Annotated in this window: 17 protein-coding genes; 12 read left to right on the top strand and 5 right to left on the bottom strand. The window is 64.3% G+C overall.

The features are described 5' to 3' along the window. Positions 1-10: 10 nt before the first annotated feature. From LFT46_RS20595 to LFT46_RS20550, 10 genes are all read left to right on the top strand, one after another. Positions 11-1,453, top strand: coding sequence for a phytoene desaturase family protein (locus tag LFT46_RS20595; RefSeq protein ID WP_236800372.1), 1,443 nt, complete (start codon positions 11-13; stop codon positions 1,451-1,453). 86 nt (positions 1,454-1,539) lie between these two features. Then, entirely contained in the window at positions 1,540-3,528 is a 1,989-nt protein-coding gene (locus LFT46_RS20590) for a penicillin-binding transpeptidase domain-containing protein (RefSeq protein ID WP_236800371.1), read from the top strand. A gap of 25 nt (positions 3,529-3,553) precedes the next feature. After that, complete coding sequence (locus tag LFT46_RS20585) at positions 3,554-5,236, top strand: ABC-F family ATP-binding cassette domain-containing protein (protein WP_236820890.1); 1,683 nt, start codon at positions 3,554-3,556, stop codon at positions 5,234-5,236. 119 nt (positions 5,237-5,355) lie between these two features. Continuing rightward, the gene (locus tag LFT46_RS20580) at positions 5,356-6,129 is read left to right on the top strand and encodes a DeoR/GlpR family DNA-binding transcription regulator (protein WP_236800369.1); all 774 of its coding nucleotides are present in this window, start codon (positions 5,356-5,358) and stop codon (positions 6,127-6,129) included. Continuing rightward, complete coding sequence (locus LFT46_RS20575) at positions 6,126-7,379, top strand: MFS transporter (RefSeq protein ID WP_236800368.1); 1,254 nt, start codon at positions 6,126-6,128, stop codon at positions 7,377-7,379. Before LFT46_RS20580 ends, LFT46_RS20575 begins: the two co-directional genes overlap by 4 nt. 22 nt (positions 7,380-7,401) lie before the next feature. Next, complete coding sequence (locus tag LFT46_RS20570; RefSeq protein ID WP_236800367.1) at positions 7,402-8,898, top strand: bifunctional phosphatase PAP2/diacylglycerol kinase family protein; 1,497 nt, start codon at positions 7,402-7,404, stop codon at positions 8,896-8,898. A gap of 145 nt (positions 8,899-9,043) precedes the next feature. Continuing rightward, positions 9,044-9,967, top strand: a complete 924-nt coding sequence (locus LFT46_RS20565; protein WP_236800366.1) for an ABC transporter ATP-binding protein — start codon at positions 9,044-9,046, stop codon at positions 9,965-9,967. Then, a complete protein-coding gene (locus tag LFT46_RS20560) occupies positions 9,967-10,860 on the top strand; it encodes an ABC transporter permease (RefSeq protein WP_236800365.1) in 894 nt (297 codons plus the stop codon). The genes LFT46_RS20565 and LFT46_RS20560 overlap by 1 nt, the downstream gene beginning before the upstream one ends. A 272-nt stretch (positions 10,861-11,132) precedes the next feature. Further along, positions 11,133-12,539, top strand: a complete 1,407-nt coding sequence (locus LFT46_RS20555) for an amino acid permease (protein ID WP_236800364.1) — start codon at positions 11,133-11,135, stop codon at positions 12,537-12,539. A gap of 22 nt (positions 12,540-12,561) precedes the next feature. Then, positions 12,562-13,863, top strand: coding sequence for a M18 family aminopeptidase (locus tag LFT46_RS20550; RefSeq protein WP_236800363.1), 1,302 nt, complete (start codon positions 12,562-12,564; stop codon positions 13,861-13,863). Between the two features lie 4 nt (positions 13,864-13,867). On the opposite strand, the gene LFT46_RS20545 is transcribed toward LFT46_RS20550, so the two are convergent. From LFT46_RS20545 to LFT46_RS20525, 5 genes are all read right to left on the bottom strand, one after another. Further along, positions 13,868-14,515, bottom strand: coding sequence for a PglD-related sugar-binding protein (locus LFT46_RS20545; protein WP_236800362.1), 648 nt, complete (start codon positions 14,513-14,515; stop codon positions 13,868-13,870). After that, positions 14,512-15,675, bottom strand: a complete 1,164-nt coding sequence (locus tag LFT46_RS20540) for a DegT/DnrJ/EryC1/StrS family aminotransferase (RefSeq protein ID WP_236800361.1) — start codon at positions 15,673-15,675, stop codon at positions 14,512-14,514. The genes LFT46_RS20545 and LFT46_RS20540 overlap by 4 nt, the downstream gene beginning before the upstream one ends. Before the next feature lie 48 nt (positions 15,676-15,723). After that, positions 15,724-16,833, bottom strand: coding sequence for a Gfo/Idh/MocA family protein (locus tag LFT46_RS20535; protein ID WP_236820889.1), 1,110 nt, complete (start codon positions 16,831-16,833; stop codon positions 15,724-15,726). Positions 16,834-16,884: 51 nt separating this feature from the next. Beyond that, complete coding sequence (locus tag LFT46_RS20530) at positions 16,885-18,462, bottom strand: sugar transferase (protein ID WP_236820888.1); 1,578 nt, start codon at positions 18,460-18,462, stop codon at positions 16,885-16,887. A gap of 147 nt (positions 18,463-18,609) precedes the next feature. Beyond that, the gene (locus LFT46_RS20525; protein ID WP_236820887.1) at positions 18,610-21,258 is read right to left on the bottom strand and encodes a helix-turn-helix transcriptional regulator; all 2,649 of its coding nucleotides are present in this window, start codon (positions 21,256-21,258) and stop codon (positions 18,610-18,612) included. 562 nt (positions 21,259-21,820) lie between these two features. Between LFT46_RS20525 and LFT46_RS20520 the strand changes: the two genes are divergently transcribed. Next, the gene (locus LFT46_RS20520) at positions 21,821-23,743 is read left to right on the top strand and encodes a hypothetical protein (protein WP_236820886.1); all 1,923 of its coding nucleotides are present in this window, start codon (positions 21,821-21,823) and stop codon (positions 23,741-23,743) included. Further along, the gene (locus tag LFT46_RS20515; protein ID WP_236820885.1) at positions 23,740-24,765 is read left to right on the top strand and encodes an aminoglycoside phosphotransferase family protein; all 1,026 of its coding nucleotides are present in this window, start codon (positions 23,740-23,742) and stop codon (positions 24,763-24,765) included. Before LFT46_RS20520 ends, LFT46_RS20515 begins: the two co-directional genes overlap by 4 nt. The last annotated feature ends 19 nt before the right edge of the window (positions 24,766-24,784 follow it).

Here is a 24,784-nt window from a genome sequence, read left to right as displayed (position 1 = left end):
AGAAGGTCCCATGGTTGATGTTGCGGTAGTAGGTTCCGGGCCCAATGGGCTCTCGGCGGCAGCGGTCATGGCACGTGCCGGGCTGTCGGTGGAGGTCTTCGAGGCAGCATCGACGATCGGCGGCGGCACGCGGACCACCGAGTTGATGCAGCCCGGCCACCTCCATGACGTCTGCTCCGCGGTGCATCCCATGGCCGTTGCATCCCCCTTTTTCCGCGCCTTCGAGCTGTCCCGGAGGGTTGACCTGATAACCCCGGACGTCTCCTTCGGGTCCCCGCTGGAGGGTGGCCGTGCTGCATTGGCCTACAAGTCCCTGGACAAGACCGCGGAAGCCCTGGGGCAGGACGGCCCGGCGTACCGGCGGCTGATGGAACCGCTGGTCCGCCATGTCGCTGACGTCATGGACTTCACCCAGAACCAGCTCCTCCGGATCCCCCGGAACCCGCTCGTGGCCGGCATCTACGGGCTGCGGACCCTGGAACAGGGAACCGGCCTGTGGAACCTCCGGTTCCGGGAAGAACTTGCCCCGGCCCTGCTCAGCGGGGTGGCGGCCCACGCCATCTCACACCTGCCGTCCCTGGCCGCGTCCGGGGCCGGGCTCATGCTGGGCGCCCTGGGGCATGCGGGCGGATGGCCCATCCCCCGCGGCGGCTCGGCATCAATCGCGGCAGCACTGGCTGATGACATCCGCGCCCATGGCGGCGTGATTCACACCGGAACACCGATAGACCGGCTCGAGCAGCTTCCGGCGGCCCGGGCCACCCTGCTGGATGTGGCGCCGCGCGGACTCCTGGACATGGCAGGGGAATCACTTCCGGGCCACTTCCGGCGGGCACTGGACCGCTTCCGCTACGGCAACGGCTCCTGCAAGGTGGATTTCATCCTGTCCGGGCCGGTGCCATGGCAGGCCGACGGACTTTCCGAATCCGGTACCGTCCACGTGGGCGGCACACGGGCCGAACTGGCGCGTTCGGAAAATGAGGTCAGCGCAGGACGCCACCCTGAACGGCCCTACGTGCTCGTGGCCCAACCCTCCCGTTTCGACCCGAGCCGGGCACCCGCCGGCAGGCACACCCTCTGGACCTACTGCCATGTTCCCTCGGGCTCCACAAAGGACATGACCAACCAAATTGTGGCCCAGCTGGAACGGTTCGCTCCGGGCTTCCGCGACCTGGTGGTGGAATCACATGTCATCACCGCTGCGGAGCTGGCCGAGTACAACCGCAACTACATCGGGGGCGACTTCAGTGCCGGCGTCATGGACGTCCGGGGGCTTATCCAGAAGCCTGTGATATCCCCCGTCCCGTGGCGGACGCCGCTGCTGGGCGTCTACCTCTGCTCGTCGTCAACCCCACCGGGGCCGGGGGTGACAGGCATGCCGGGCATGCATGCGGCAAGGCAGGCCCTCAAGGATGTCTTCAAGCTGCCGGTCCCTGACCTTGGCATCGCCTAGGTTCCAGGCATGGCCGGCGCGTGGTTGGGCCGTCCGCTGCTTACACAGTTGCGCAGCAGGCGGCCGGCCCGGGGGATAATGGCGCGATGGGGAAATCAACAAAACTTTCGCTTGCCGTAGCTGCGCTCATTCTCGGAACCTCGCTGGTGGCCTGCGACGACGGGAAGTCCGGGGCGGAAGCCGCCGCGCAACAACTGGCCGGCGCGGTCTCGGCGCTGGATGTGGGATCTGTGGCCTTTGAGGGCAAGGATGCTGCGGCAGCCAACGACCAGCTCCACCAGGTCTTCGCGGCCCTGGATCCGCAAAAGCCGCAGGTCCAGGCAGGCGGGCTTACGCTCGACGGCGACAAAGCATCCGCCCCACTGAATTACACGTGGAAGTTTGGCGACGCCGAGTGGAAGTACACCATCGCGGCAAACTTCAAGAAGTCCGGCGACAAGTGGCTCACTGTCTGGGACCCGGCCATGCTGGCACCCGGCCTGGCGGACAGCGAGATCGTGACCAAGGGCTCCCAGTCGCACAAACGCGCGGACATCCTTGGTGCCGGGGACGTCCCGCTGGTCACCTACCGTCCCGTGGTGAACGTGGGGATCGACAAGCCCCAGCTCGGTGGCGCGGACCCGGCCGATTCCGCCGGCAAGCTGGCCGCACTGGTGGGAGTGGATCCTGCCGCCTACGTACAGCAGGTCAAGGCTGCCGGTGAACAGGCCTTCGTTTCCGCGATCACCCTGCGGGAAGAAGGCCGGACCATCTCCGACCAGCAGATCCAGGCCATTCCGGGTGCCCGGGGGATACCGGCGTCGATTCCGCTGGCGCCGAGCCGGACGTTCGCCCGTGCCGTTCTTGGGTCGGTGGGTGAAGCATCCGCAGAGCAGATCGAGGCATCCAACGGTGCCCTTGTGGCAGGTGACGTGACCGGCGTCGGCGGTCTCCAGCAGCAGTACGATGAACAGCTCCGCGGCTCGGACGCTGTCGTCATCCGTGCACAGCGGGCCGACCTGACCCGCGAACAAATCCAGTCCGCCGGCACCGACCCCCGCCGCGTCCTCTTCCAAGTGGACCCCAAGCCCGGAACCCCGCTGAAAACCACCCTCGATCCGCGGCTGCAGACCCTGGCGGAAAGCACCCTGGAGGGCGTGAAACCGGCGTCGGCGATCGTTGCCCTGCGTCCCTCCACCGGCGCAGTCCTGGCAGCTGCATCCGGACCGGGCAGCAACGGCTACAACACCGCCATGCTGGGACAGTACGCGCCGGGCTCCATTTTCAAAATGGTGGACTCGCTCGCCATGTTCCGCAACGGGATGACGCCCGATTCCACCGTCCAGTGCACTCCCACCCTTACGGTGGACGGCCGCACGTTCAAGAACTCCGAGGGCTACCCCGAGACCTCCCTGGGCGCGGTAACGCTGCGGGACGCCTTTGCACACTCCTGCAACACGGCCTTCATCTCGCAGCGGGACTCGGTGTCACAGGGCCAGCTTGAAGCCGCCGCCACGTCCATGGGTGTCGCGGTGGAAGCGCCGAAGCTCGGTGCTGAAGCCTTCCTGGGTTCCGTACCCGGCCAGGCCCAGGGCACCGAGCACGCAGCCTCCATGATCGGACAGGGAAAGGTGCTGCTGTCCCCGCTGGCGGCGGCAATCATGGCCGGGTCCGTCGCCAAGGGCGCGCCGGTGTCGGCGCAGCTGGTCCTCAACGCCGACGCCGGTGCTCCCGCCGCCGGAACGACGGCAGGGTCCACCGCCCCCGCAGCAGAACCGACGGCCACAGCCACGGCCGAGGCGCCGTCCACGGCCTCGGACAAGCCCATCACCGCAGCGGAGGCGGCATCGCTCGCAGACATGATGCGCGCCGTCGTCACCTCCGGACACGCAGGATTCCTCTCCAGCGTCCCCGGTGCCCCTGTGGGGGCCAAGACGGGAACCGCCGAATTCGGCACCGAGAACCCGCCGAAGACCCACGCGTGGATCGTGGCCGTGCATGGCGACCTGGCAGTGGCCGTCTTCGTGGAGGACGGCGGCCTGGGTGCCACCACCTCCGGCCCGCTGCTGAAGCAGTTCCTCACCGCCGCCGGCTAGGGAGGGGCGTGGGAGGATTGACGGTGTGGCCCATATTGACGTTTCCGGCATCGACTACTTCCTCTCCGACGGCACCCAGCTCCTGAACGGGGTCACCTTCAAGGTCCCGGACGGCACCAAGACCGCCCTGATCGGGCCCAACGGCACCGGCAAGACCACGCTGTTCCGAATCATCGCGGGAGACCTGGTTCCGGACGAGGGCGTGGTGGGCCGTTCCGGGACCATGGGCATCATGCGACAGTTCGTGGGCCAGGTGCGGGACGGTTCCACGGTCCGGGACCTCCTGGTCTCCGCCGCTCCCCCGGCGCTGGCGGCGGCTGCGCGCGAGGTTGATGAGGCGGAGCTGGCCATGATGGAGCACGACGACGAACCCACCCAGATGCGGTACGCCCAGGCCATTGTGGACTGGGGGGACGCGGGCGGCTACGACGTCGAAACCGTCTGGGACGAGGTCTGTATGGCCGCGCTGGGACTGCCCTTTGACCGCGCGCAGCACCGCCCGGCGTCGACCCTTTCCGGTGGTGAGCAGAAACGGCTGGTACTGGAGGCGCTGTTTGCCGGCCCGGACGATCTCCTGCTCCTGGACGAGCCGGACAACTACCTGGACGTCCCCGGGAAGCGCTGGCTCGAGGAAAAACTGAACGAGTCCAGGAAGACGGTCTTCTTCATCAGCCACGACCGCGAACTGTTGAATAACGCTGCTGGACGCATCGTGACCTTGGAGCCGGGCATCAACGGGGCTGCGGCCTGGATCCACGGCGGCGGCTTCGGCTCCTATGTTGAGGCACGCGCAGACCGGAACGCGCGCTTCGAGGAACTGCGCAAACGCTGGGACGAGGAGCACATCAAGCTCAAGGAACTCGTCAACATGTACAAGAACAAGGCCGCGTTCCGTTCAGACATGGCCAACCGCTACCACGCTGCCCAGACCCGGCTGGCGAAGTTCCTCGAAATTGGGCCGCCGGAGGCGCTGCCCATCGAGCAGAACGTCCAGATGCGGCTCAAGGGCGGGCGGACCGCCAAGCGCGCCATCGTGGCGGAGCGGCTGGAGCTGACCGGCCTCATGAAGCCGTTTTCCACTGAAGTATGGTTCGGTGACCGCGTGGGCGTCCTGGGCTCCAACGGTTCCGGCAAGTCCCACTTCCTGCGGCTGCTGGCCACCGGTGGCACTGACCCCGAACGGGAGCACCTGCCGGTTTCCGATGTGCAGATCGTTGAGGTGCCGCATGAAGGGACGGTGAAGCTGGGTGCGCGTATCCGGCCCGGCTTCTTTGCACAGACGCACGTCCGGCCCGACCTGCTGGGGAAGACTCTGCTGGAGATCCTGCACCGCGGCGACGAGCACCGTTCCGGGCTGGGCCGTGAGGCCGCCGCCGGCGCGCTGGACGGCTACGGCCTGGCGGGGCAGTCGGAGCAGAAGTACGAGTCCCTCTCCGGCGGCCAGCAGGCACGGTTCCAGATCCTGCTCCTGCAGCTCAGCGGTGCCACCCTGCTCCTGCTGGACGAGCCCACGGACAACCTGGACCTGCATTCGGCCGAGGCCCTGGAACGCGCCATTGACCACTTCGAGGGGACCGTCCTGGCTGTCACCCACGACCGCTGGTTCGCCCGGACCTTCGACCGGTTCCTGGTTTTCGGATCCGACGGAAAAGTCTACGAGTCCGCCGAGCCCGTGTGGGATGAGCAAAGGGTGGACCGCGTCCGCTGAGAGGTTGCTCCATCAGATATCGCTGTTTCACTCGTGGTTTGGCAGCCGCAACTGATAGAGCAACTGCAGAGTTGCTCTTTTGCAGTGACCAAGTGATCAGAGACTGTTAGCATTTGCTCATGAAGACCGATGAGCGGCACCGCACAATTGCCGAAATCCTTCGGCAGCAGTCGGAAGCGAGCGTCGAACAGCTGATGCAGGCGTGCGGTGCCTCGGGCGCCACCATCCGCCGCGACCTTGAGGTGCTCTCAGGCCACGGTGTCCTCCGCAGGGTCCACGGCGGTGCCAGGAGCCTGATCGGGCAGGGGCAGAACCCCGGCTACGGGCAGCGCGAGCTGGAGGACCGGGATGCCAAGACCCGTATAGGGGCTGCGGTGGCAGGCCTGCTGGCCGAACGGGAACACGTCTGGCTGGACAGCGGAAGCACGGCGACGGAGGTGGCGCGGGCCGTGTCAGGCAGGGCGCTGACCCTGATGCCCATGTCCCTGCAGGCCCTCAATGCGGCAACTGCGGGTGAGGGAAGTGCAGGCTCCCGGCCTGCACTGTTGCTGCCGGGCGGGAGCGTGGTGCCCGGAGAACTTTGTTTCCGTGGACCCCTGGCCGAGTCCAATATCCGGTCCCTCCGCTTTGATACCGCCGTGGTTACCCCCTGCGCAGTGCATCCCAACGACGGCCTGCTGGCCCACGACCTGGAAGATGCAGCAGTCAAGAAAGCAGGCCTGGAATCAGCTGCACGGGTGGTGGTAGCCGCCTCAGCGGCAAAGTGGCAGGCCCACGCACGGGTGCTCGTGGCCGGGCTGGACCGCGTGGACATCATCGTCACCGACAGGCAGTTCAGTGCGCAGGATAAGGCCGAACTCGAAAAATACTCTGTGGAAGTAGTGAGCGTATGAGCACCAGCACCGGCATGGAACAGCACGCAGGATTGAAAGCCGCCGCCGCGGCCACGTTTGTGGTCTTCGGCATCAACGGGCTTGTCTTTGCCAGTTGGGCAGCCAGGATTCCCGCAGTCACCCAGACGCTGCAGATCACATCCGGCCAAATGGGCACCCTGCTGCTGTGCACGGCCATCGGCTCGCTGCTTGCGCTGCCCACCGCGGGACTGGTGGTGGGCAGGATCGGTACGGCCAACACCGTGCGTTTTGCCGGCCTGCTGGCCGCGGCGGCAGGCGTGGGTATCGCGATGTCGCTTTCGGCTGTTTTCATTCCCGGAACGGCGGTGTCCCTGTTCTTCTTCGGCATCGGCATTGGGCTGTGGGACGTGGCGCAGAATATTGAAGGGGCCGACGTGGAGCACAAGCTCCGCCGGACCATCATGCCGCAGTTCCACGCGGCCTTCAGCGGCGGCGCGTTCATAGGTGCCCTCGTCGGCGCGGGGCTGTCCACCCTGGGCGTGGACCTTCCGCTGCATCTTCTGGTGATCGCCGCCGTGGTGGTTGTGGTGGCCCTGGTGGTCCCACGCTATTTCCTCCCCCACCTGGTTACAGCCACCGTGGAGGGGGCCCCGAAGCCTGCCAAGGGGCAGTCCGCCTGGCGGGACAGCAGGACGCTGCTGATCGGCGTAGTGGTCCTGGGCGCCACGCTCACGGAGGGTGCCGGAAACGACTGGATTGCCAAGGCATCGGTTGACGGACTTGCCACCTCAGAGTCCACCGGTGCCCTTATGTTCGCCCTGTTCGTGCTGGCCATGACCGCTATGCGATTCCTCGGTGGCCGTGTCATTGACAAGTACGGACGCGTCGCCGTGCTGCGCGCCAGCATGGCAGCGGCCGCCGCAGGGCTGGGGCTCTTCGTGCTGGCATCCAATATCTGGCTGGCGGGGATTGGTGCCGCGCTGTGGGGCGTGGGCGCCGCCCTCGCCTTCCCGATGGGAATGTCCGCCGCGTCCGACGACCCGCAACACTCAGCCGCCCGCGTCTCCGTTGTATCAACTTTGGGGTATATCTCGTTCCTGGCTGGACCGCCGCTGCTGGGCTATCTGGGGGACCTGACGGGGATCCACACGGCGCTGCTGGCGATCATGGCCCCCATCCTGGTTGCCCTCCTGCTCGCCGGAGCGGCCAGGCCCTTACAGGTGGAGCAGGCGACCGCCGCGCAGGACACCGATCAGGACAGCGTGCAGGAGTCCTCCAAGCACGAGTAGCCCTTGGGGTTAGGGTGATCACATGCAAAGCAGCAGGCCACGGGGCCGGACCTGGATCAGCCGGCTCGATAGATACCTCTTGAGGCATGTTTCAGACCTGCCGGGCGGTAACCACGACGTCTTCTTCCGGCGGCTTTCCGCTGCCGCCAACCAAGGCAAACTCTGGATTGGCACGGCGGCTGTCATGGCGCTCTTCCCGGGCAAGACGAGGAGGGCTGCGCTGCATGGCCTGATTGCCCAGGGGGTAGCCTCGGCGGTGACCAACGTGGTGTTCAAGACGCTGCTCCCCCGGACCCGTCCGCTCCCTGAACATCTGCCGGTCTTCCGCTTCGTGCATCCGCAGCCCACCAGTTCCTCCATGCCGTCCGGCCATTCCGCATCCGCCGTGGCGTTCGCAGTGGGAGTGGGTTTGGTCCGCCCCGCCCTGGGCGCCGCATTGGCACCGGCTGCCTTAGGTGTGGCCTATTCAAGGGTGCACACTGGGGCGCACTGGCCCTCCGATGTTCTGTTCGGCTCCGCCCTCGGTGCCGGCGCTGCCTTGGTGACCCGCCACTGGTGGCCGGTCCGCCCGCCCATCCCGCAGACCAACCGGGCTTGGACCAGTGCCCCCGAACTGCCTGGTGGTGAAGGCCTCAGCATCGTGGTCAACACCCTTGGCGGCTCCTTCAAAGAAGAGACCGCCGAGGCTTTGCAGGAAGTATTTCCCAAAGCTCATATAAATACCGTGCAGCCTGACGAGGACCTGGTGGAGCGGATCGCCGCTACTGCTGATTACCCTGGTACCCGCGCCCTGGGTGTGTGGGGCGGAGACGGGACCGTGGGCACGGCGGCTGCTGCCGCCGTCGACCGTTCTTTGCCCCTGCTGGTCCTCCCCGGTGGGACCTTGAACCACTTTGCCCGGGACGCGGGGACGGGCAGCCTGAAGGATGCCGTGCGGGCGGCAAACAACGGTGAGGCCGCACTCGCAGACATCGGAGTGGTGACCGCAGAGCGGGGCCTGGCCGGGAACCCGGAGGTATCCGAGGTGGCAATGCTGAACACGTCGAGCATCGGCCTCTACCCGAACTTTGTCCGACGGCGCGAGCACCTGCAGCCCGCGCTCGGAAAACCGCTGGCCGGCGTCGTTGCCATGTTCCGGACCTTCGCCGCGGGTACGCCCACCACTCTCACCGTGGACGGGAAGCGGCACAAAGTGTGGATTGCCTACCTGGGGAGGGGCCGGTACTACCCGCGCGACCATGCGCCCCTGATCCGGCCCGTCATGGACGACGGTGTGCTGGATGTCCGGCTGATCACCGCCGATGAGTCCTTTGCAAGGCTGCGCCTGCTCTGGTCCGTGCTCACGGGCACCGTGGCAAGCTCCCGGATCACGCATCTCCGGGAGGCCACGGGGGTCAGGATCGACGCCGACGGTGCCCCCATGGCGCTGGCCGTGGACGGAGAGGCCCTGGCCGGAGTCCGAAGCGTGGCCTACAAGGTCCGGCCGAAGGCGCTGACGTACTACTCACCGCGCTCCTGAGGGGAGCGGGCGCGGGGAGGACCCTGATTCTCCCCTGAATCATCCCTGATACGAGGCGAAACGCTGCCCGCACCCCGGTAGCGTGGGGCAAGAACACCCAGCGAAAACCGTCCGCAGCCGCGTGCTGCCGTCCGAAGGATGAATCATGATCGAGGCAAACGGGCTGACCAAGGTCTATGGTGCCAAAACCGCCGTGGCCGGTGTCAGTTTCACCGTTAAGGCAGGGCAAGTCACCGGCTTTCTGGGCCCCAACGGGGCAGGAAAGTCCACCACCATGCGCATGATCATGGGATTGGACCGGCCCACATCCGGATCTGTCACGGTGAACGGCCTGCCATACGTCCGGCACAAGGCGCCACTGCGGCAGGTGGGTGCCCTCCTCGACGCCAAAGCGGTGCACACCAGCCGCAGCGCCTACAACCACCTGCTGGCCATGGCGGCCACGCACAGCATCCCCAAAACGCGGGTGCATGAGGTGATCGAGATGACCGGGCTGGAGGCCGTGGCCCGCAAGAAGGCCGGCGGCTTTTCACTGGGCATGGGCCAGCGGCTGGGTATCGCCGCTGCCCTGCTGGGGGACCCGCAGACCCTCATCCTGGACGAACCGGTCAACGGCCTGGACCCCGAGGGGGTGGTGTGGGTGCGGAACCTGGTGCGGTACCTGGCCGGGCAGGGGCGCACAGTGTTTCTTTCGAGCCACCTGATGAGCGAGATGGCGCAGACTGCGGACCACCTGATAGTCATTGGCCGCGGCCGGGTGATTGCCGACGCACCCATCAAGGACATCATCACCGGCAAGGGCCAGTCACGGGTCCGCGTCCGTACCGACCAACCTGACCGGCTCCATCAGCTGCTGTCTGCGCGGGGTGCCTCCGTTGACGTGCCGGAGCGGGAACTGCTCGAAGTAACGGGTCTGGAACCCAAAGCAATCGCCGCGACCGCCCTGGAAAACCAGGTCATGGTCTATGAACTCACCCCCCTTGTTGCCAGCCTTGAGGAGGCATACATGGAACTGACCAAGGACGACGTCGAATACCACTCCCTGCCCACTGTGGAGGTCAGCAAGTAATGAGTTCCACAACCACTGAGTCAACGTCCTCCCGCGAACCGGCACCGTCCCCCGCCGGACCAGCCTCCCGCAACGCCGGAAGGTCCCTTCCCGGTCCCACCTTCTTCCGGGTCCTCAACTCGGAGATCATCAAATTCCGCAGCTTGCTCTCCACCCTGATCCTGCTCGCCTCCACGGCGGTGGTCATGGTGGGATTCGGTGCGCTGTCGGCGTGGGGGACAGGACAGTTCACGAATGCCGCCACCCGTGATCCGCAGGCGGCCTCGAGGATGGCATCCCAGGGCGGAGACCTTGCCATCAGCGCCCCCACCTCCGGTATCGCCTTCGCGCAACTGATCCTCGGGTCCCTGGGTGTGCTCCTGATGAGTTCCGAGTTCACTACGGGCATGGCCCGGTCCACCTTCGCAGCCGTACCCAAGCGGATCCCCGCATTTGCCGCCAAGCTGGTGGTGGTGATGGTGACGTCGTTCGTGGTCACCGCCGTGTCCACCTGGGTGGCCGGGCTGGTTGCCGTGCCCATCCTGGACAACTACGGCCTGAAACTCGACCTGGCCAGCTCCCAGTCGGTGAAGCTCCTCCTGGTCAACAGCATCTACGTGGCCGCCGTCGCCGCCATCGGCATGGCCCTGGGCACGCTGCTGCGGAACTCCGCCGGTGGCATCATGAGCCTGGTGGGCATCTTCTTCGTGGCACCTCTTGCCTTCCAGCTCATCCCCGGGGACTTCTTCAAGGAAGCCCGGAAGTACCTGCCCGGCAACACCGTTGAGCCGCTGACGGCTGTGCAGCACGTTCCGGACACCCTCGAGGCGTGGCAGGCCGGACTGGTCCTGGGCGCCTGGGTGGTGGTTCCCGTCCTGCTGGCCGCCGTGCTGCTCAAACGCCGGGACATCTGACCTCCGGGCTCCTGCTTCCGGCCAATGCATCCGCAGCGGCGTGGTTTCCGGCACATGACAAATATGCCTGGGAGGAAACTTTTCTTGCTCGTGATGGTTCCTGCTTGGAGGGCCGTCCTGTTCGCCGGGGGCAGATCTGTTGAACTGCACAAAGCAGGGCGGATAATGGCGGACCTAGGGTGAAACGACGATGTGGTGCATCACACGGTCCGCCGGTGTCCACCAAGGCACGTCGCTCAACCCATGCTATTTCCCAACAGGACGGCGCTTCCATGCATGCTGACCAGCAACTTTCAAAGTCCCTGAAACCCAGGCACCTGTCCATGATCGCCATCGCCGGCGTGATTGGTGCAGGACTTTTCGTCGGCTCGGGGGCAGCCATTCAGCAGGCCGGCCCAGGCATCCTCGTGGCGTACGCGGCCGCCGGCCTGGTGGTCATCCTGGTGATGCGCATGCTGGGCGAGATGGCCGCGGCCAACCCCGAGACAGGCTCGTTCTCCACCTACGCCGACAAGGCGCTGGGCCGCTGGGCAGGGTTCAGCATCGGCTGGCTCTACGCCTGGTTCTGGATCATCGTCCTGGGCATCGAAGCCACCGCAGGCGCTGCCATCATGCACCGCTGGGTGCCGGGCATCGACCAGTGGGTGTGGGCCCTTGTCCTCATGGTGCTGCTGACGCTGACCAACCTCGGTTCCGTGAAGTCCTACGGTGAGTTCGAGTTCTGGTTCGCGTCCATCAAGGTCGCTGCCATCGTCCTGTTCCTCCTCTTCGGCGCTGCCGCCATCCTGGGCCTCGTTCCGGGCGTCCCCGCACCGGGGCTGAGCAACCTGATCAACAACGGCGGCTTTATGCCCAATGGCCCGGGTGCGGTCCTGGCAGGCATCCTTGTGGTGGTCTTCTCCTTTTTCGGCGCTGAGATCGCCACCATCGCAGCCGGCGAATCCGAAAACCCTGTGGATGCCGTCAAGAAGGCAGTGAAATCCACAGTGTGGCGCATCCTGGTCTTCTACATCGGCTCCATCGCCGTGGTGGTCACCCTGCTTCCCTGGAACTCCGCCTCCGTGGCCAAGAGCCCGTACGTGGCGGTCATCGAACTCTTCGGCATCCCCGGCGCCGGAACCATCATGGACGTCGTAGTTCTTACTTCCGTCCTTTCCTGCCTGAACTCCGGTCTTTACACCGCCAGCCGCATGCTGTTCTCACTCTCTACCCGCGGTGACGCGCCGCGCTCATGGACCCGCATCTCCCGCCGGGGTGTTCCCGCCGCTGCCGTCCTTGCCTCCACTGTGGTCGGGTTCGTCACGGTCGGTCTGAACTACATCGCACCGGACACCGTGTTCCTCTTCCTGGTGAACACCTCGGGGGCCATTGCCCTGTTCGTATGGCTGGTCATCTCGGCGTCGCAGCTTGTCCTCCGCCGCCGCATGGGCGCCGCGGCCAAGGACCTGCAGCTGAAGATGTGGCTGTTCCCGTACCTCACCTGGGCAGCGATCATCAGCATCGTGGCCCTGCTCATCGGCATGGTGATCGTGGAGTCCACCCGGGAATCGCTGCTGCTCTCCCTGGCCCTGGCTGCCGTGGTCGTGGCGGTCGGTGTGCTCCGTTACCGTCGGCACGGCGCTGCCGCCGGCCAGCCGGACGCCGTGGAGGTCGAACCCGCAGCGGCACCTGCGGAGTAGGCGCGGCGCTAAACTCGGGACCATGCCTTTGCCTTCCTCTGCCGCAGACCACATCCAGGACCTTGGCGCCTATGTCAGCGCATCGCCGTCGAGCTTCCATGCTGCGCACGAGGGCGGCCGGCGGCTGGAGGAGGCCGGGTTCACCCGCCTGGATGAACTGCAGCCCTGGGAGGGCGGGCCGGGTCGGTTCTTCATCATCAGGGACGGCGCACTGATCGCGTGGGTGGTCCCCGAAGGTGCGGGGCCAACCACGGGGTTCAACATCCTCGGGGCGCACACCGATTCGCCGTCGTTCAAGCTCAAGCCCAAGCCCACCACCGGTGCCCACGGCTGGCTCCAGGCCGGAGTGGAAATCTACGGCGGACCGCTGCTGAATTCCTGGCTGGACCGCGAGCTCCGGCTCGCGGGCCGGCTGGTGATGCTCGACGGCGCAGAGCACCTCACGGCCACCGGCCCGCTGCTCCGCTTCCCGCAGCTGGCCATCCACCTTGACCGGGCCGTGAACGAGGGGCTCACCCTGGACAAGCAGCGGCATATGAACCCGGTGTGGGGGCTGGGGAATCCTACGGATTCGGACCTGCTGGGCGTGCTGGCAGGTTCGGTTGCCGGCTCCCCCGTCGATCCGGGACAGATCGGCGGGTACGACGTCGTCATCGCGGACACGCAGGAGCCTGCGGTTTTCGGCGGCAAGGGGGAGTTCTTCGCATCAGGGCGGCTGGACAACCTTTCAGCCACGCACGCCGGGCTTGCGGCGCTGGTTGCGCACGCGGGCTCCGGGGATGCCGGCGGCCCCATTGCCGTCCTGGCCGCGTTCGACCACGAGGAAATCGGCTCCAACTCCCGATCCGGTGCGTGCGGACCCATCCTTGAAGACGTGCTGGTGCGCATCTCTGACGGCCTCGGCGCGACGGTGGGCCAGCGGCGGCAGGCCCTGGCGGCGTCGTTCTGCCTCTCAGCCGACGCCGGGCACGCGGTGCACCCGAACTATCCGGAGCGGCACGATCCCGCCAACCATCCCGTGCTGAACGGCGGTCCGCTCCTGAAGATCAACGCCAACCAGCGCTACGCCACGGACGCGTACGGCGCCGCTTTCTGGGCACGGCTGTGCCGCGAAGCCGGCGTGCCCTACCAGGAGTTCGTGTCCAACAACGTGGTGCCCTGCGGCTCCACCATCGGCCCGCTCACCGCCACCCGGCTGGGCATCCGGACTGTGGACGTGGGCGTGCCGCTGCTGTCCATGCACTCAGCACGGGAGCTGTGCGGGGTTGAGGACCCCCTGCGCCTGGCCACGGTGGCGGAGCTGTTCTTCGGGACGGCTGCGTAGTTTCCTAACGGATGAATCCCCGGTGATCAATCTCGTGGGCGGGTACCCCCACCCACGTTTCCCCGTCAGGGACGTTGCTGAGGACTGCGGCGCCCATTCCGATCGTCGCGTAGTCTCCCACTGAGGTCCTGTCCCGAACGCTGGAATTCAACCCCAGGTAGGCGCCCCTGCCAACCCTGACTCCGCCGCCCAGCGAAACGCCGGCGGCGAACGTGGCAAAGTCGGACACGTCGTCGTCGTACGAAAACGTCACCGCTGGCATGGCCACCACGTGCGACCCCAAGGTAACAGCGGCAGTGAGGGTGACATTCCGCAGCAAGATGCTGCCCCGCCCCACCCGGCACCCCTCGGGAAACTGGACGGTGGGATCCACCGCCGTGGCGTACCTGGAGTCGTTGATTCCCAGCGATGCAAGCCGCGCCACCACGGCCTCACGTTCCTTGCTGGCCATCACGCACACGAGCAAGAAGGCGTGTGTGTAGTTCGGAGCTTCACCAATGCTGCCCAGGACGGGGGCGCCGTCTACTGTCACACCCGCCATTTCCTTGTCATCGTCGAGCAGGCCGACGACGTCGTACTGCCCGCTGCTGCGAACCATCGCAAGGACTTCGCGGGCGAGGCCAGTTGCGGCAACCAGTATCAGTTCGCTCACGTGCCCACCGGGGATGCTGTTTTCCGGATGGCGTTGATGACGCGGTTGATGCTGGTGGCATCCAGTTCATGGAATACCGGCAGGACCAAAGTCCGCTCACTGAGCCGTTCAGTGTTGTGAAGTCGCGTGTTGCCGGTATCCCGCCATCTGTAGGCGGGCTGCCGATGGGCAGCGTAGGCTCCCCGCCGCGCAGTCACCCCGGCCTCTGCCAGCCGTTCCAGCAATAATTCGCGCGTCGCCGGGAACGCCGGAAGGACTTCCATCCAGAGGGACTGGAAATTCGTCGTGCCATAGGGAGGATCAGTTACAAACCGCAGGCCATCCAGGCCTGACAAAGCGCCTGCATAAATGCCCGCAATCCACCGCCGGCGTTCCACCATGGCCGGAAGCCGCCGTAGCTGGCAGATCCCGATCGCTGCCTGCAGGTCGGTCATCTGGTAATCGAAGCCCACTTCCAGGCACACCTCCCGGGGAGGGACGAACTGCTCCGTGTTCGGCCGCGTCAGGTTGCTTGCATGCCCGCGCAGGGCCCGGGCGCGGGCGGCCCAGTCCGCCCGGCGGGTGGTGAGCATGCCGCCCTCACCAGTAGTGAGAATGTGATCGGGATGAAATGACCACACGGCAATGTCTGATCCAGTCCCAACGGGCTTTCCTCTATAAAGTGACCCCACCGCGCAGGCGGCATCCTCGATCAGTGTGATCTCGTGGCGGTTGCAAAGGTCCCGAATAGGGTCGAGATCCACAGGCACACCGGCTTGGTCCACTACGATCACCGCGCGCGTGTCCAGGGTCAGGGCGGCATGGATCGTTTCTGCAGTCACGTTCCCGGTGGCAGGGTCGACGTCACAGAACACAGGCCTTGCACCCACGTAGGTGACGGCGTTCACTGTGGCTACGACGGAAAGGGACGGAACCACCACATCGTCGCCCGGGCCGATACCGGCCACCACCAAGGCGAGGTGCAGGGCTGCGGTGCAACTCGACGTTGCGACGGCAAAGCGGGCGCCCTGGGCGGCTGCGAAAGCAGCCTCAAATTCCCTGACTTTCCTGCCTTGGGTAAGGCAACCGGAATGAACCACGTCGGCCAAGGCATCGGCTTCCTCTTGCCCGAGCCACGGCTTCACGACTTCTATCCTGGCAACTACTGACTCAGTAGCCACGGGACACCAACTTTCCTTGGAGGAGCAGGAGGAAGACAATGGCTGCCTCTACGTGGTCCACAAGATGCTCTGCGACCAGTCCCCGGAGAGATCGCCCGGGCCTTCCTGAAGCGGCGCAAGAACTCCGGACACTTGGCCATCAAGGCTCCTGCTCCGGGCGACGGCTTCCAGCACTGCCAGGACCCTCAGCCCGGGCAGGTGCGGTGCGTACCCGTCCCTTTGGCGTCGGATCCGGTTTGAAAACTCAGCCGCCAGCCGATCCATTGTTTGCTGCTCAATGGTCAACAGGGTGCCGTCTTCGCCCAGCAATTGGAGAAGGTCGGGTTCCGGGCAATATGGGGCCGTCAGTTTCTGCTGGGCGGACAGGCAGGGGTCAAAGACCCGCAGACGCTCCTTGTGCAGTTTGGCATCCCAAACCAGCGTGAGCCGGGTACCCGCTATCACCAGTTGGTGGCTTCTGGCCCGGCTGAGCCTGTTGACGTGGAGGTGGACAGGGGCATCATTGGGAAGCCTGAAATAGATGTGGCCCACACAGTCACGTCCGGTGCCCAGAGGGTCACCGCCGAAGGCTGAGACGTCCAGGGGAGCCAGGCCGTCCGGGAGTACCTGGTCCAGGATGGCAAAGTCGCCCGGCGCCAGATCCCAAAACACGTCCCGCTCTGTCTTCAGGAGGTTGGTTTCGGACAGGAGGGCTTCGACAAAAAGGATCTCGCCCAATGAACCGGTTTCCATCAGCTTTTGAATTTTCTGGATGGCCGGCTCAAAGGAATGGGGATGGTCGGCCATCAGGACAAGACCACCCGTTTTCGCTTGCGACACCATCTCCTGTCCGTGTGCCAAGCTGTCTGCGAGGGGCTCTTCCACCAGGACATGCTTGCCGGCCCGCAAGGCCGTCATGGCCGCTCCATGGAGGGCACCCAGCGGGGTGGCAATTGCGGCAGTATCTACGTCGACGCTGTCCAGCAGTTCATCTATCGTTTCGAAACAGGGGACAGCTCCGAGTTTCGCGGCGAGCCTGCGTGCCCGGTCAATGTCTACGTCGCATATTGCCGCCAATTCCCAGCCGGGGGAGGCGTGGAAGGTCCTGGCCAGAGCAGCGCCCCTGGATCCGGCGCCGACGACGGCCATTCCCAACTTGGCAGCCGACTGGTTGTCCAAGCCAAAATTGTGTGCCACGGCATTCATCTCGTCCTCTTCCTGCTTGAGCTGTCAGTAGGCGCCGGAAGGCTGAACAACGGCACGGAAAGTGCGCCACAGAATCAGCAGGTCCCCGGCGATCGACCAGTTTTCGACGTAGTACAGGTCCAGGCGCACGGCTTCATCCCATGAAAGGTCCGAGCGCCCGTTGATTTGCCAGAGCCCCGTAAGGCCGGGCTTGATCAGGAGGCGTCGGTGGGTATGCCGCTCGTACGCGCTGACCTCGCTGGCGAGGGGAGGGCGGGGCCCCACCAGGCTCATATCGCCCACCAGGACGTTCCACAGCTGCGGCAACTCATCCAGCGAATACTTGCGCATCCAACGGCCGCATTTGGTGACCCGCGGATCGTTGTGCATTTTGAAAAGCACGCCTGAGCCCTCGTTGTTCTTGGTCAAAGTTGCCAGGCGTTCCTCGGCATCCACCACCATCGACCGGAACTTGTACATTCCGAACGTCTTTCCATCCTTTCCGATGCGCTCTTGGCGGAACAGGACCGGGCCGGGGCTGTCTTTCCTGACGACGACGGCAAGGAGGAGCAGAATCGGTGCCAAGACCAGGAGTGCGGTGCCGGCAAGTGCCACATCCACCACCCGCTTCAGGATGTGCCTTCCGCCCGAGTACTGGGGGATGTCAACGTGCATGAGCGGCAGTCCCTCCACGGGGCGCCAATGGATACGGGGCCCTGCCACGTTGGTCAGGGTTGCTGCCAGCACCATCTCCGCCGAACACTCCTCCAGCTTCCACCCCAGCTCCCGGATGAACCTGTTCCCTCCTGGGAGAGGTCCGGCGATGATCACAGCATCCGCCGTGGCGAGCCTTGCCGTTCGCGGAATGTCATCCGTGGACGAAAGGACCGGGACCAGTCGGTCGTCTACCCGCAGCCGTGCCCCCCGCCGGGAACCCGGGAGGCAGACACCCAGGATTTCGTAGACGGGACCCGATTTCTTCTCGATCTGGTGGACCACATAGCGGACGTCCTCAGGTTCGCCGACAACGATGGCCCGCGACAGGTGCCGCCCCTTTGCCTTTTCCGTGGCAAGCCGGCGCCGGAACGCCCAGCGGTTGGCGGTGAGCGCAACGATTCCCACGGGGAGGGAAACGGTGGCCAGGGCGGCACCGCCTTGGATCGAAAAAATCACGGCGGCCAAAGCAAGGAAACCAAAGACGCGGAAGGTAGCCCCAGCTACACGCTTATACTCGTCAGCGCCGACCCCCAAGACCTTGGGATCGCGTGTCCGGTGAATCTCCAACGCGGCGATCCAAATCAAGGCCACTGCTGCCGTGGCTACGGCTCCAGCCTTGGACCCGTCACGGAACAATCCGCGGTTGGCCAGCTCGGAACCCAGCATGACGGAGCCTGCCACCAGGAGGCTGTCCGTAATTCTCAAAAGATTGATATGGGTTGCGATCCAGTCGGCAGACGATTCCCGTCCCTTGGCTGGTACGTCCACGAGGGCAACAGGCTCTGCCGATCCTGCGTAGATGCCACGGGGAGGATAGTCGCTTCCAAGGTTGCCGGCGTAGATAGGGCGGCCAGTCCTCTTGTAGGGGATTGTGTTCCGTTCCCGGGTAATAGGTACTTCTGCCATCGTGGCCCCTAACGGTTTGTTCACCTGTAATGTGACTCTGACGCAAAGCTAGCTGGGGAGAGCAGCATGCGCCGGGTTTCGGCAGGTTCCCTGTGGATCCTGCGACGGTGTGTTGTGGGAAATGCGGAGACTGCGGAGCCCTCGGACTTAAAGGACAGGCAGGACGTAGGGCTCCGGCTGGGACTTCGCTTTCCCCGCAGCAAGGGCAGTCAGCTGGGCCCGTGATTCGACGCCGAGTTTGCGGTAGATGGCGGTAAGACGCACTTCCACCGTCCGCACGGAAACGAACAGCGTGGCCGCTATTTCCTTATTGCGCATGCCCCTTGCGACCATATTTGCCAGGGCCCGCTCATGGTCGGCGAGCAGGAGCAGGGCCGGGTTACCTTGCGGACCTGGTGCTTCCACCCTTTCATTGAGCAGGAGGGCATCCACCTGCTGAAGCCAGGCGTTGGCCCCGATTTCGTCGAATATGACCTTGGCCCGCATCATCTCGTCCCGCGCGTCCCGCAACCTTCCCAGCGCCTTTAGCCGTTCGGCGTAGGACAACATTGTCCTGGCACGCTCAAGCAGAGACTCATGCCGGTTCCGGTTCTCGAGCGCCTGGGCAAACAGCTGGAGGGACTGTTCGCCGTCTGCCAAAATGGCCCGGCTCCGTGCAACCGCTGCCATCAACCAGGGGGACCGAAGCCCTACGGAGCGGCTTTCCAGGCTTGCTAGGGCTTGGGTAGCCTCGCGGTGGCGTCCCAGTCGAACCAGGACCTCCACAAGATCCGCATCGCAGCGGAGCAAGGTGGGATTGTTGAACCGCACGCCGATCTCCGCAGCGCGCGAAAGCTGGGCAAGCGATTCGGCGAGGTCGCCTCGGAGCAACGCGAAGTGCCCCTGCCAGGAGGCAAGCTGGGCGGTGATGGCGGCATGGCTCTCAACGCCGGCGTGGCGCTGTGCTTCCTTCGCATGGGTCTGGGCCATTGGCTCATCACCCAGAGCGTGGGCCCGCCATGCCCGGAGGACATGGCGCATCCCGCGGTGGTAGTTGGAGTCGGGCTCGCGCAGTTCGAGCTCGTCAACCAGCTTCACGGCAGTCCGGACATTGCCCGCCCTGATTTCGTTGTCTGCCGCGGCGAAAAGGGCCGTTTCTCGCCAATTACAGTTGGCGTCTGCTGCGGAAGAACGCACCCGCGCGAAGATTTCCTGCGCCTCACTGTGCCTTTCCGCATAGCTGAGGGCGCGGCCATGGATCAGCAGGCCTGCAATGGTGTTGTCACCGTCCGGGGCATACTTGGGCTTTGCAGGCTCCGGCTCGCCGCCAACAATCTCGGTCAGCATCCTTGCGCGCTGCGTGATCTCAAGGCATTCTTCGGAAGCGGAATCCGCGAACTCCCGTGCGTGGCACAGGATGTCCCTCGCGTCTGCGAGTTCCCACCGTTCCGCATAATAGACGGCAGCGACAGCAAGCAAGTTGGCAGCAAAGGATGGATCGAACTGGCCGAATTCCTTCACGAGGCGCAGGACCATGGCAGAACGGATTGCTGCACCCTGGATGAAACCTATTTCGAATGAAAGCCCCGTCAGACGCAGGATGAGGGCCGGATTCCGGGTTATCCGCTGAGCCCACTCCAGATAGCGCTTGGAGTAAACAAACTCCCCGCGGTTGAACAAAAGCTCAGCCACAGTGGAAAGGCGGGCAGCGGTCTCAGCCTCCCAGGGGTTGATGCTAAGTGCCCGCTCGATGTATTCGACGGCGAAGGGGACTTCCCCGGCCCTTATCAGGTCGACCGCGTGGCGCAGCAAGCCAAAGGGTGTCTGCCGTTCCAGGGCGGTGAAGCTGAGGTGCCACCTTCGTGCGTAGGGATCTGTAGCTTCCGAAGCTTCCGCCAGTGCCGAGTGGCTGGCAGTGCGGACGGCAGGCGTCATCGATCCGAAGATGTACCCGCGAAGCAGTTGGTCGCGGATACCTACATAGGACCCCGTCCGTTGCACGAGTCCGCGGCCCAGCAGCTCCTCCACCGCGGCCCAGACATTGGGGTTGACTTTTTCTATTGCGGAGATGTCGCTTCGCAACGATAGTGATAGGAGGTCCAGGACGCTGCGGGCCGCTGCCGTCAGTCCTCCTACGGCCAAGGCGAATTCGGCTTCGAAACTGCCCTTGCAGGGCAGGGGGACAGGGAGGGCAAACTTGCCCTCGGCCTGGCGCTCCAGCAACTGGTTGTAAAGTTCGACGGCGGCGAGCGGGTTCCCGCGGCTGGCTCCGGCGACTGCGTGGGCAGCGGCGTTGGTACCCTGACTGACCGGAAGGGCCTCGAGCATCTTGACTGTGTCGCTGTAGCTCAAGGGATGGAGGGCGAGGACGGGCAGGCCCGAAAATGGGCTGTCAGGAATCTCTTCCCGCAGGCAGACAATCAGGGCGATATCCGTCCCTGCAAGGCGGCGGGCGAGAAAACCGATCACTGCCTGGCTGCTTGGGTCCAGTTGGTCTGCGTCGTCGATAACAATGACGGTCCTGGACGAAGAGCGCTGATGCAGGCCCCTGAGCAGCAGGGCAGATATTGCCGGCGCGTCGAGGGTTCCAGGCGTATCGCGGAGGATTTGGTCTGCAATTCCGTTGAGAACGGGATCGTCCATCGCATTCAGGAGGGCGGTAAGCCCGGACATAGGCCAGGCGGACTCGAATGCGCTCGCGCCGAGAAAGACGGTCCGGTAGTCGGAAAGATGCGGAGTTTCGGAAACCAGTGCCGACTTCCCGACCCCATGGACACCGATCACGGCAAGGGCGGCATCCTTCGGCCCTCTAATCACGGAGAGGAGCCTGTCCAACTCCCTCTTTCGTCCTGCCAATGACATGGGGTCCCCAATTCTCGAAGAAGGAGACCTGCATTCTTTCGATTTTTAGTAGTAATAAATCCCTAAGCGTCGCCTCGTGGTTATGCTAATAACCACGGGAGCGGCAGGCCGTCGGCTTATCGCCTTCGGCGCGGTACCCAGCCGTAAATGAGAATATAGCCGTGAATCCGGAGCCAGCGCCATACAAAGTTCTTCTGGATTTCATCAAGATCGCCCCTTCTTTTCATCAAGACGCACGCCATGCTCCCTAGCTACCTAATGGACTGCGGCGCTACCCTCCCCTACCTAACGGCCACCGCCGCGCAGCTACCCCCATACTTACGTACTCCAATGGGCTTCCGTCCATAAAAGCGAGTACTCACTACTCGTGATGCCTGCTCAGGGGCGGCGTATGCTCACCAGACGGCCACAAGCCATGGCTGCGTTGCCGGCAGCAGTGACCAAACTGGGAGCACGCACTCCCTTGCCGGCCCACACGGCCCGGTCCGGAAACGACGTGTCTTAAGGGGTAAGTGAATTGTCGATATTTCCCGGGCTTCCGGATTCGGTTGCACACCCTAATCGGTTCGCCAAGTTTATACCCGATTCCGGTGCCCAGTTCGAACCAAATATCAATCCTGTTTTGATGTCCGTTTTTCGGACCTTGGAAGATACCGGACAGTCCTGGATTCTATTGCGCGGTGAGGATGATCTTATGCACCCGGCCGGTGACGTTGACTTGCTGGTTTCCCGAAAGGTACTGCCCCGTTTGGACCGCGTCCTTGAGGCTGCAGGATTCCGCCGGGTAATGGCACAAGGACACGGAAGCCACCGTTTCTATTTTTGCTATCTTCCAAATGAGGATTCCTGGATAAAACTGGACATTGTTTCGGACATTGATTTCGGAAAGTTCCAGGAGCTGCGGACAGGCCTTGCCGCCGACTGTCTGCGGCGCCGGGTCGCCCATGGACCACTCTGGCTTCCGGAACTCCGGGACAAGGCATGGCTTCAGATCCTGCACTTGGTGCTGGACAAGGGACACATTGCACCCGAGAGAGTACCGGTTGCCCTTTGGGCCGCTGCCGTAGCTTCGGCTTCTGACCCAGTGGCTGATTTCCTTGACCGCAAATTCGGAAAGGGGAAAGCCCAGGACCTCCTGGATTTACTGGGTTCCGGCAATTTTCAGGTTGTCCCCGCCGCCGCGGCGTCTCTGTCAGGAAACTGGACGCGAAACACATCCGCGCCCAAGATGATTTCGGTAACCCACAGAGTGCTTCGACGGGTGGGACCGTATCTCAAGGGCAGGGGACCTGTGATCGGAGTGCTCGCGCCGGATGGAGCGGGCAAAACCACTCTGCTCGTCGAATTGCAGTCGCACTCTCCACTGCCCTCGACTTATGTCTACATGGGCCTTTGGTCGGGCAGCCGGCACGATCCCTGGGTCCGTCGGGTTCCAGGCGCTGTGGTTGCCAGGAAGGTATTCCGCATACTTCGCGGTAGCCTCACCGCAAGGTACGTCTCGTTCCGCGGCCGGCTGGTGCTCATGGACAGGCTCGCTGAAGACACCTTATTGGCCAGTCCCGAAACTAAAAGCCGCCTTGGTGCGCTGACCGATGCACTTGCCCTGCGCCTTCAACCGACACCCGATCTTGTGCTGGTCCTCGACGCGCCCGGTGAGCTGATGTTCAAACGAAAGGGAGAACACAGTCCCCAGATATTGGAGGAGTGGAGGGCGGCCTACCTGGAGCTGGCTGGGAACCTTCCAACGGCCCGCATTGTTGATGCCAGCCGATCAGCCTCCGAGGTGAGGAAAGAGGCATCAAGCCTTATGTGGCGCACGTTGGTGGGGGAGGAGGCCGCGGACCCTGCTGAGCCGGCGCGGCTGCCACTGCACTTGTGGACCTTGCTCGATTGGCGGTTCCTGCTTCCGGTCGCACAGTGCGGAAGGGTGGGCTACGGGGGCCACATTGGTCCGGACACCGCCGCATCCCTGAGCCTGTTGGATCCGGGTGCCACCCGGATTGCCATGGATGGAAGTACTGGAGCAGTTGAATTCGACCTTGTCTTGCTCTCGCAGCCAGACCTCCTGCTGTTTGAAAAGGGTATCCGGTCCCTTAGCGCCGACGGCTGGATCTGTCTGCAGGTAAAACGGAAATTCACCCCGGGTCGAGGCCCGCATACCCTCGGCGGCTGGAAACGTGCCCTGGAACGGGCAGGCTTCGACGAGGTGGAAATCCATTGGCTCGTCCCGACGCTCGAACATCCGGAGCGTCTTGTACCCACTGCCTCTGAAACCGCCGTCAGGAATACCATCGCCCACTACTCAAGTGCACGCTTTGGGAAGGCCAAGGCACCTGTCGCGAGGCTGGCCCTAAGGCTGGGCCTGTTCAACATTGCCGCGCCCGCAGGCATAGTGATCGGCCGACGGGTGGAAGAAGCCGGCCACCAGGAGTCAGCGTGAAATACATTGATCAGATCCTCCGCGACCACTACCGCGAACTCTCACTTGGATCCTTTGGTCTTCGTGGCGGGTGGACCTCCCTGCTGCTTACACCGCAGTTCGTCACGTCCCGCCACGTAGTGGCACTGATCTTCGCCAAGGGCGCGCGGGACCCCAGCCTGGTGGTGAAGATTCCCCGCCAGCCGGGGGACAACGCCAGCGTGTGCAAGGAAGCAGACGTTTTGCTCCAACTCAGGGCGCTGGGGGTGGGGTCCGGACAGGGGGCACCGGAGGTCGTTGGCGTCCTTGATGTCGACGGACAAACAGTGCTTATCGAGACGGCTGTGACGGGCGCCTTGTTGGAGCCCCACATCGTCGCGGAAGACTTTGGCCGTGCGCTTCAAGCGGGCGAGGACTTCGTGGCTGCCCTGCCCTGCACCAAACAGGTCGCGGAAAACCCGGACTGGTACGAAAGGACGGTCCGCTCTCCTTTGGACGATCTCGCTTCGCTGGTTCCTGGCGATAATGAAGTCCTCGAGCTCATAGACCGCACCCATGAAGTGCTCGTGCCACTGCGGGAGGAAAAGCTTCCGGCCGTTGTTGAACACGGTGACCTTAGCTACCAGAACCTTTTCCTGCAGCAGGATGGACGGTTGCAGGTGGTCGACTGGGAGCGTTCGCGGCTTGACGGACTGCCCGCGCACGACTTGGTTTTCTACCTTCAATACCTTGGTCAATCCCAGGAAAATGCGCTGTCATCCCGCCAGCTCCAGCTCCGTGCCTTCGACAACGCCTTCAGTGCGGGCGGCTGGGCAGGCGCTTCGGTGACGCAGCACCTCAGGCGGCGGGGCGTTAACCCGGACCTGCTCCCATATGTGGTCATCGCAACCTGGGCGAGGTCCACCGCAACCATGGCCTACCGACTGGCGGACCAGGGATCCGTTTCCGGGGAGGCAGGGCGTCTTCGGTCGGCCGTCACCTATGACCGAGATTTTTGGCTATGGCGCCACTCGGTCACCGACTGGGCCGACCAGGCTCTGTAGGCAGTCACGGGAAGGTTCC

It is taken from the genome of Arthrobacter sp. FW306-07-I (assembly GCF_021800405.1).
Taxonomy (GTDB): domain Bacteria; phylum Actinomycetota; class Actinomycetes; order Actinomycetales; family Micrococcaceae; genus Arthrobacter.
The sequence above is the reverse complement of the archived record's forward strand: the minus strand, read 5'-3'. Positions and strand labels throughout refer to the sequence as shown.

Coding starts and splice junctions, on each gene's coding strand:
- LFT46_RS20595 (WP_236800372.1), top strand. CDS start 11: ATGGTTGATGTTGCGGTAGTAGGTTCCGGGCCCAATGGGCTCTCGGCG.
- LFT46_RS20590 (WP_236800371.1), top strand. CDS start 1,540: ATGGGGAAATCAACAAAACTTTCGCTTGCCGTAGCTGCGCTCATTCTC.
- LFT46_RS20580 (WP_236800369.1), top strand. CDS start 5,356: ATGAAGACCGATGAGCGGCACCGCACAATTGCCGAAATCCTTCGGCAG.
- LFT46_RS20575 (WP_236800368.1), top strand. CDS start 6,126: ATGAGCACCAGCACCGGCATGGAACAGCACGCAGGATTGAAAGCCGCC.
- LFT46_RS20570 (WP_236800367.1), top strand. CDS start 7,402: ATGCAAAGCAGCAGGCCACGGGGCCGGACCTGGATCAGCCGGCTCGAT.
- LFT46_RS20565 (WP_236800366.1), top strand. CDS start 9,044: ATGATCGAGGCAAACGGGCTGACCAAGGTCTATGGTGCCAAAACCGCC.
- LFT46_RS20560 (WP_236800365.1), top strand. CDS start 9,967: ATGAGTTCCACAACCACTGAGTCAACGTCCTCCCGCGAACCGGCACCG.
- LFT46_RS20555 (WP_236800364.1), top strand. CDS start 11,133: ATGCATGCTGACCAGCAACTTTCAAAGTCCCTGAAACCCAGGCACCTG.
- LFT46_RS20550 (WP_236800363.1), top strand. CDS start 12,562: ATGCCTTTGCCTTCCTCTGCCGCAGACCACATCCAGGACCTTGGCGCC.
- LFT46_RS20530 (WP_236820888.1), bottom strand. CDS start 18,462: ATGGCAGAAGTACCTATTACCCGGGAACGGAACACAATCCCCTACAAG.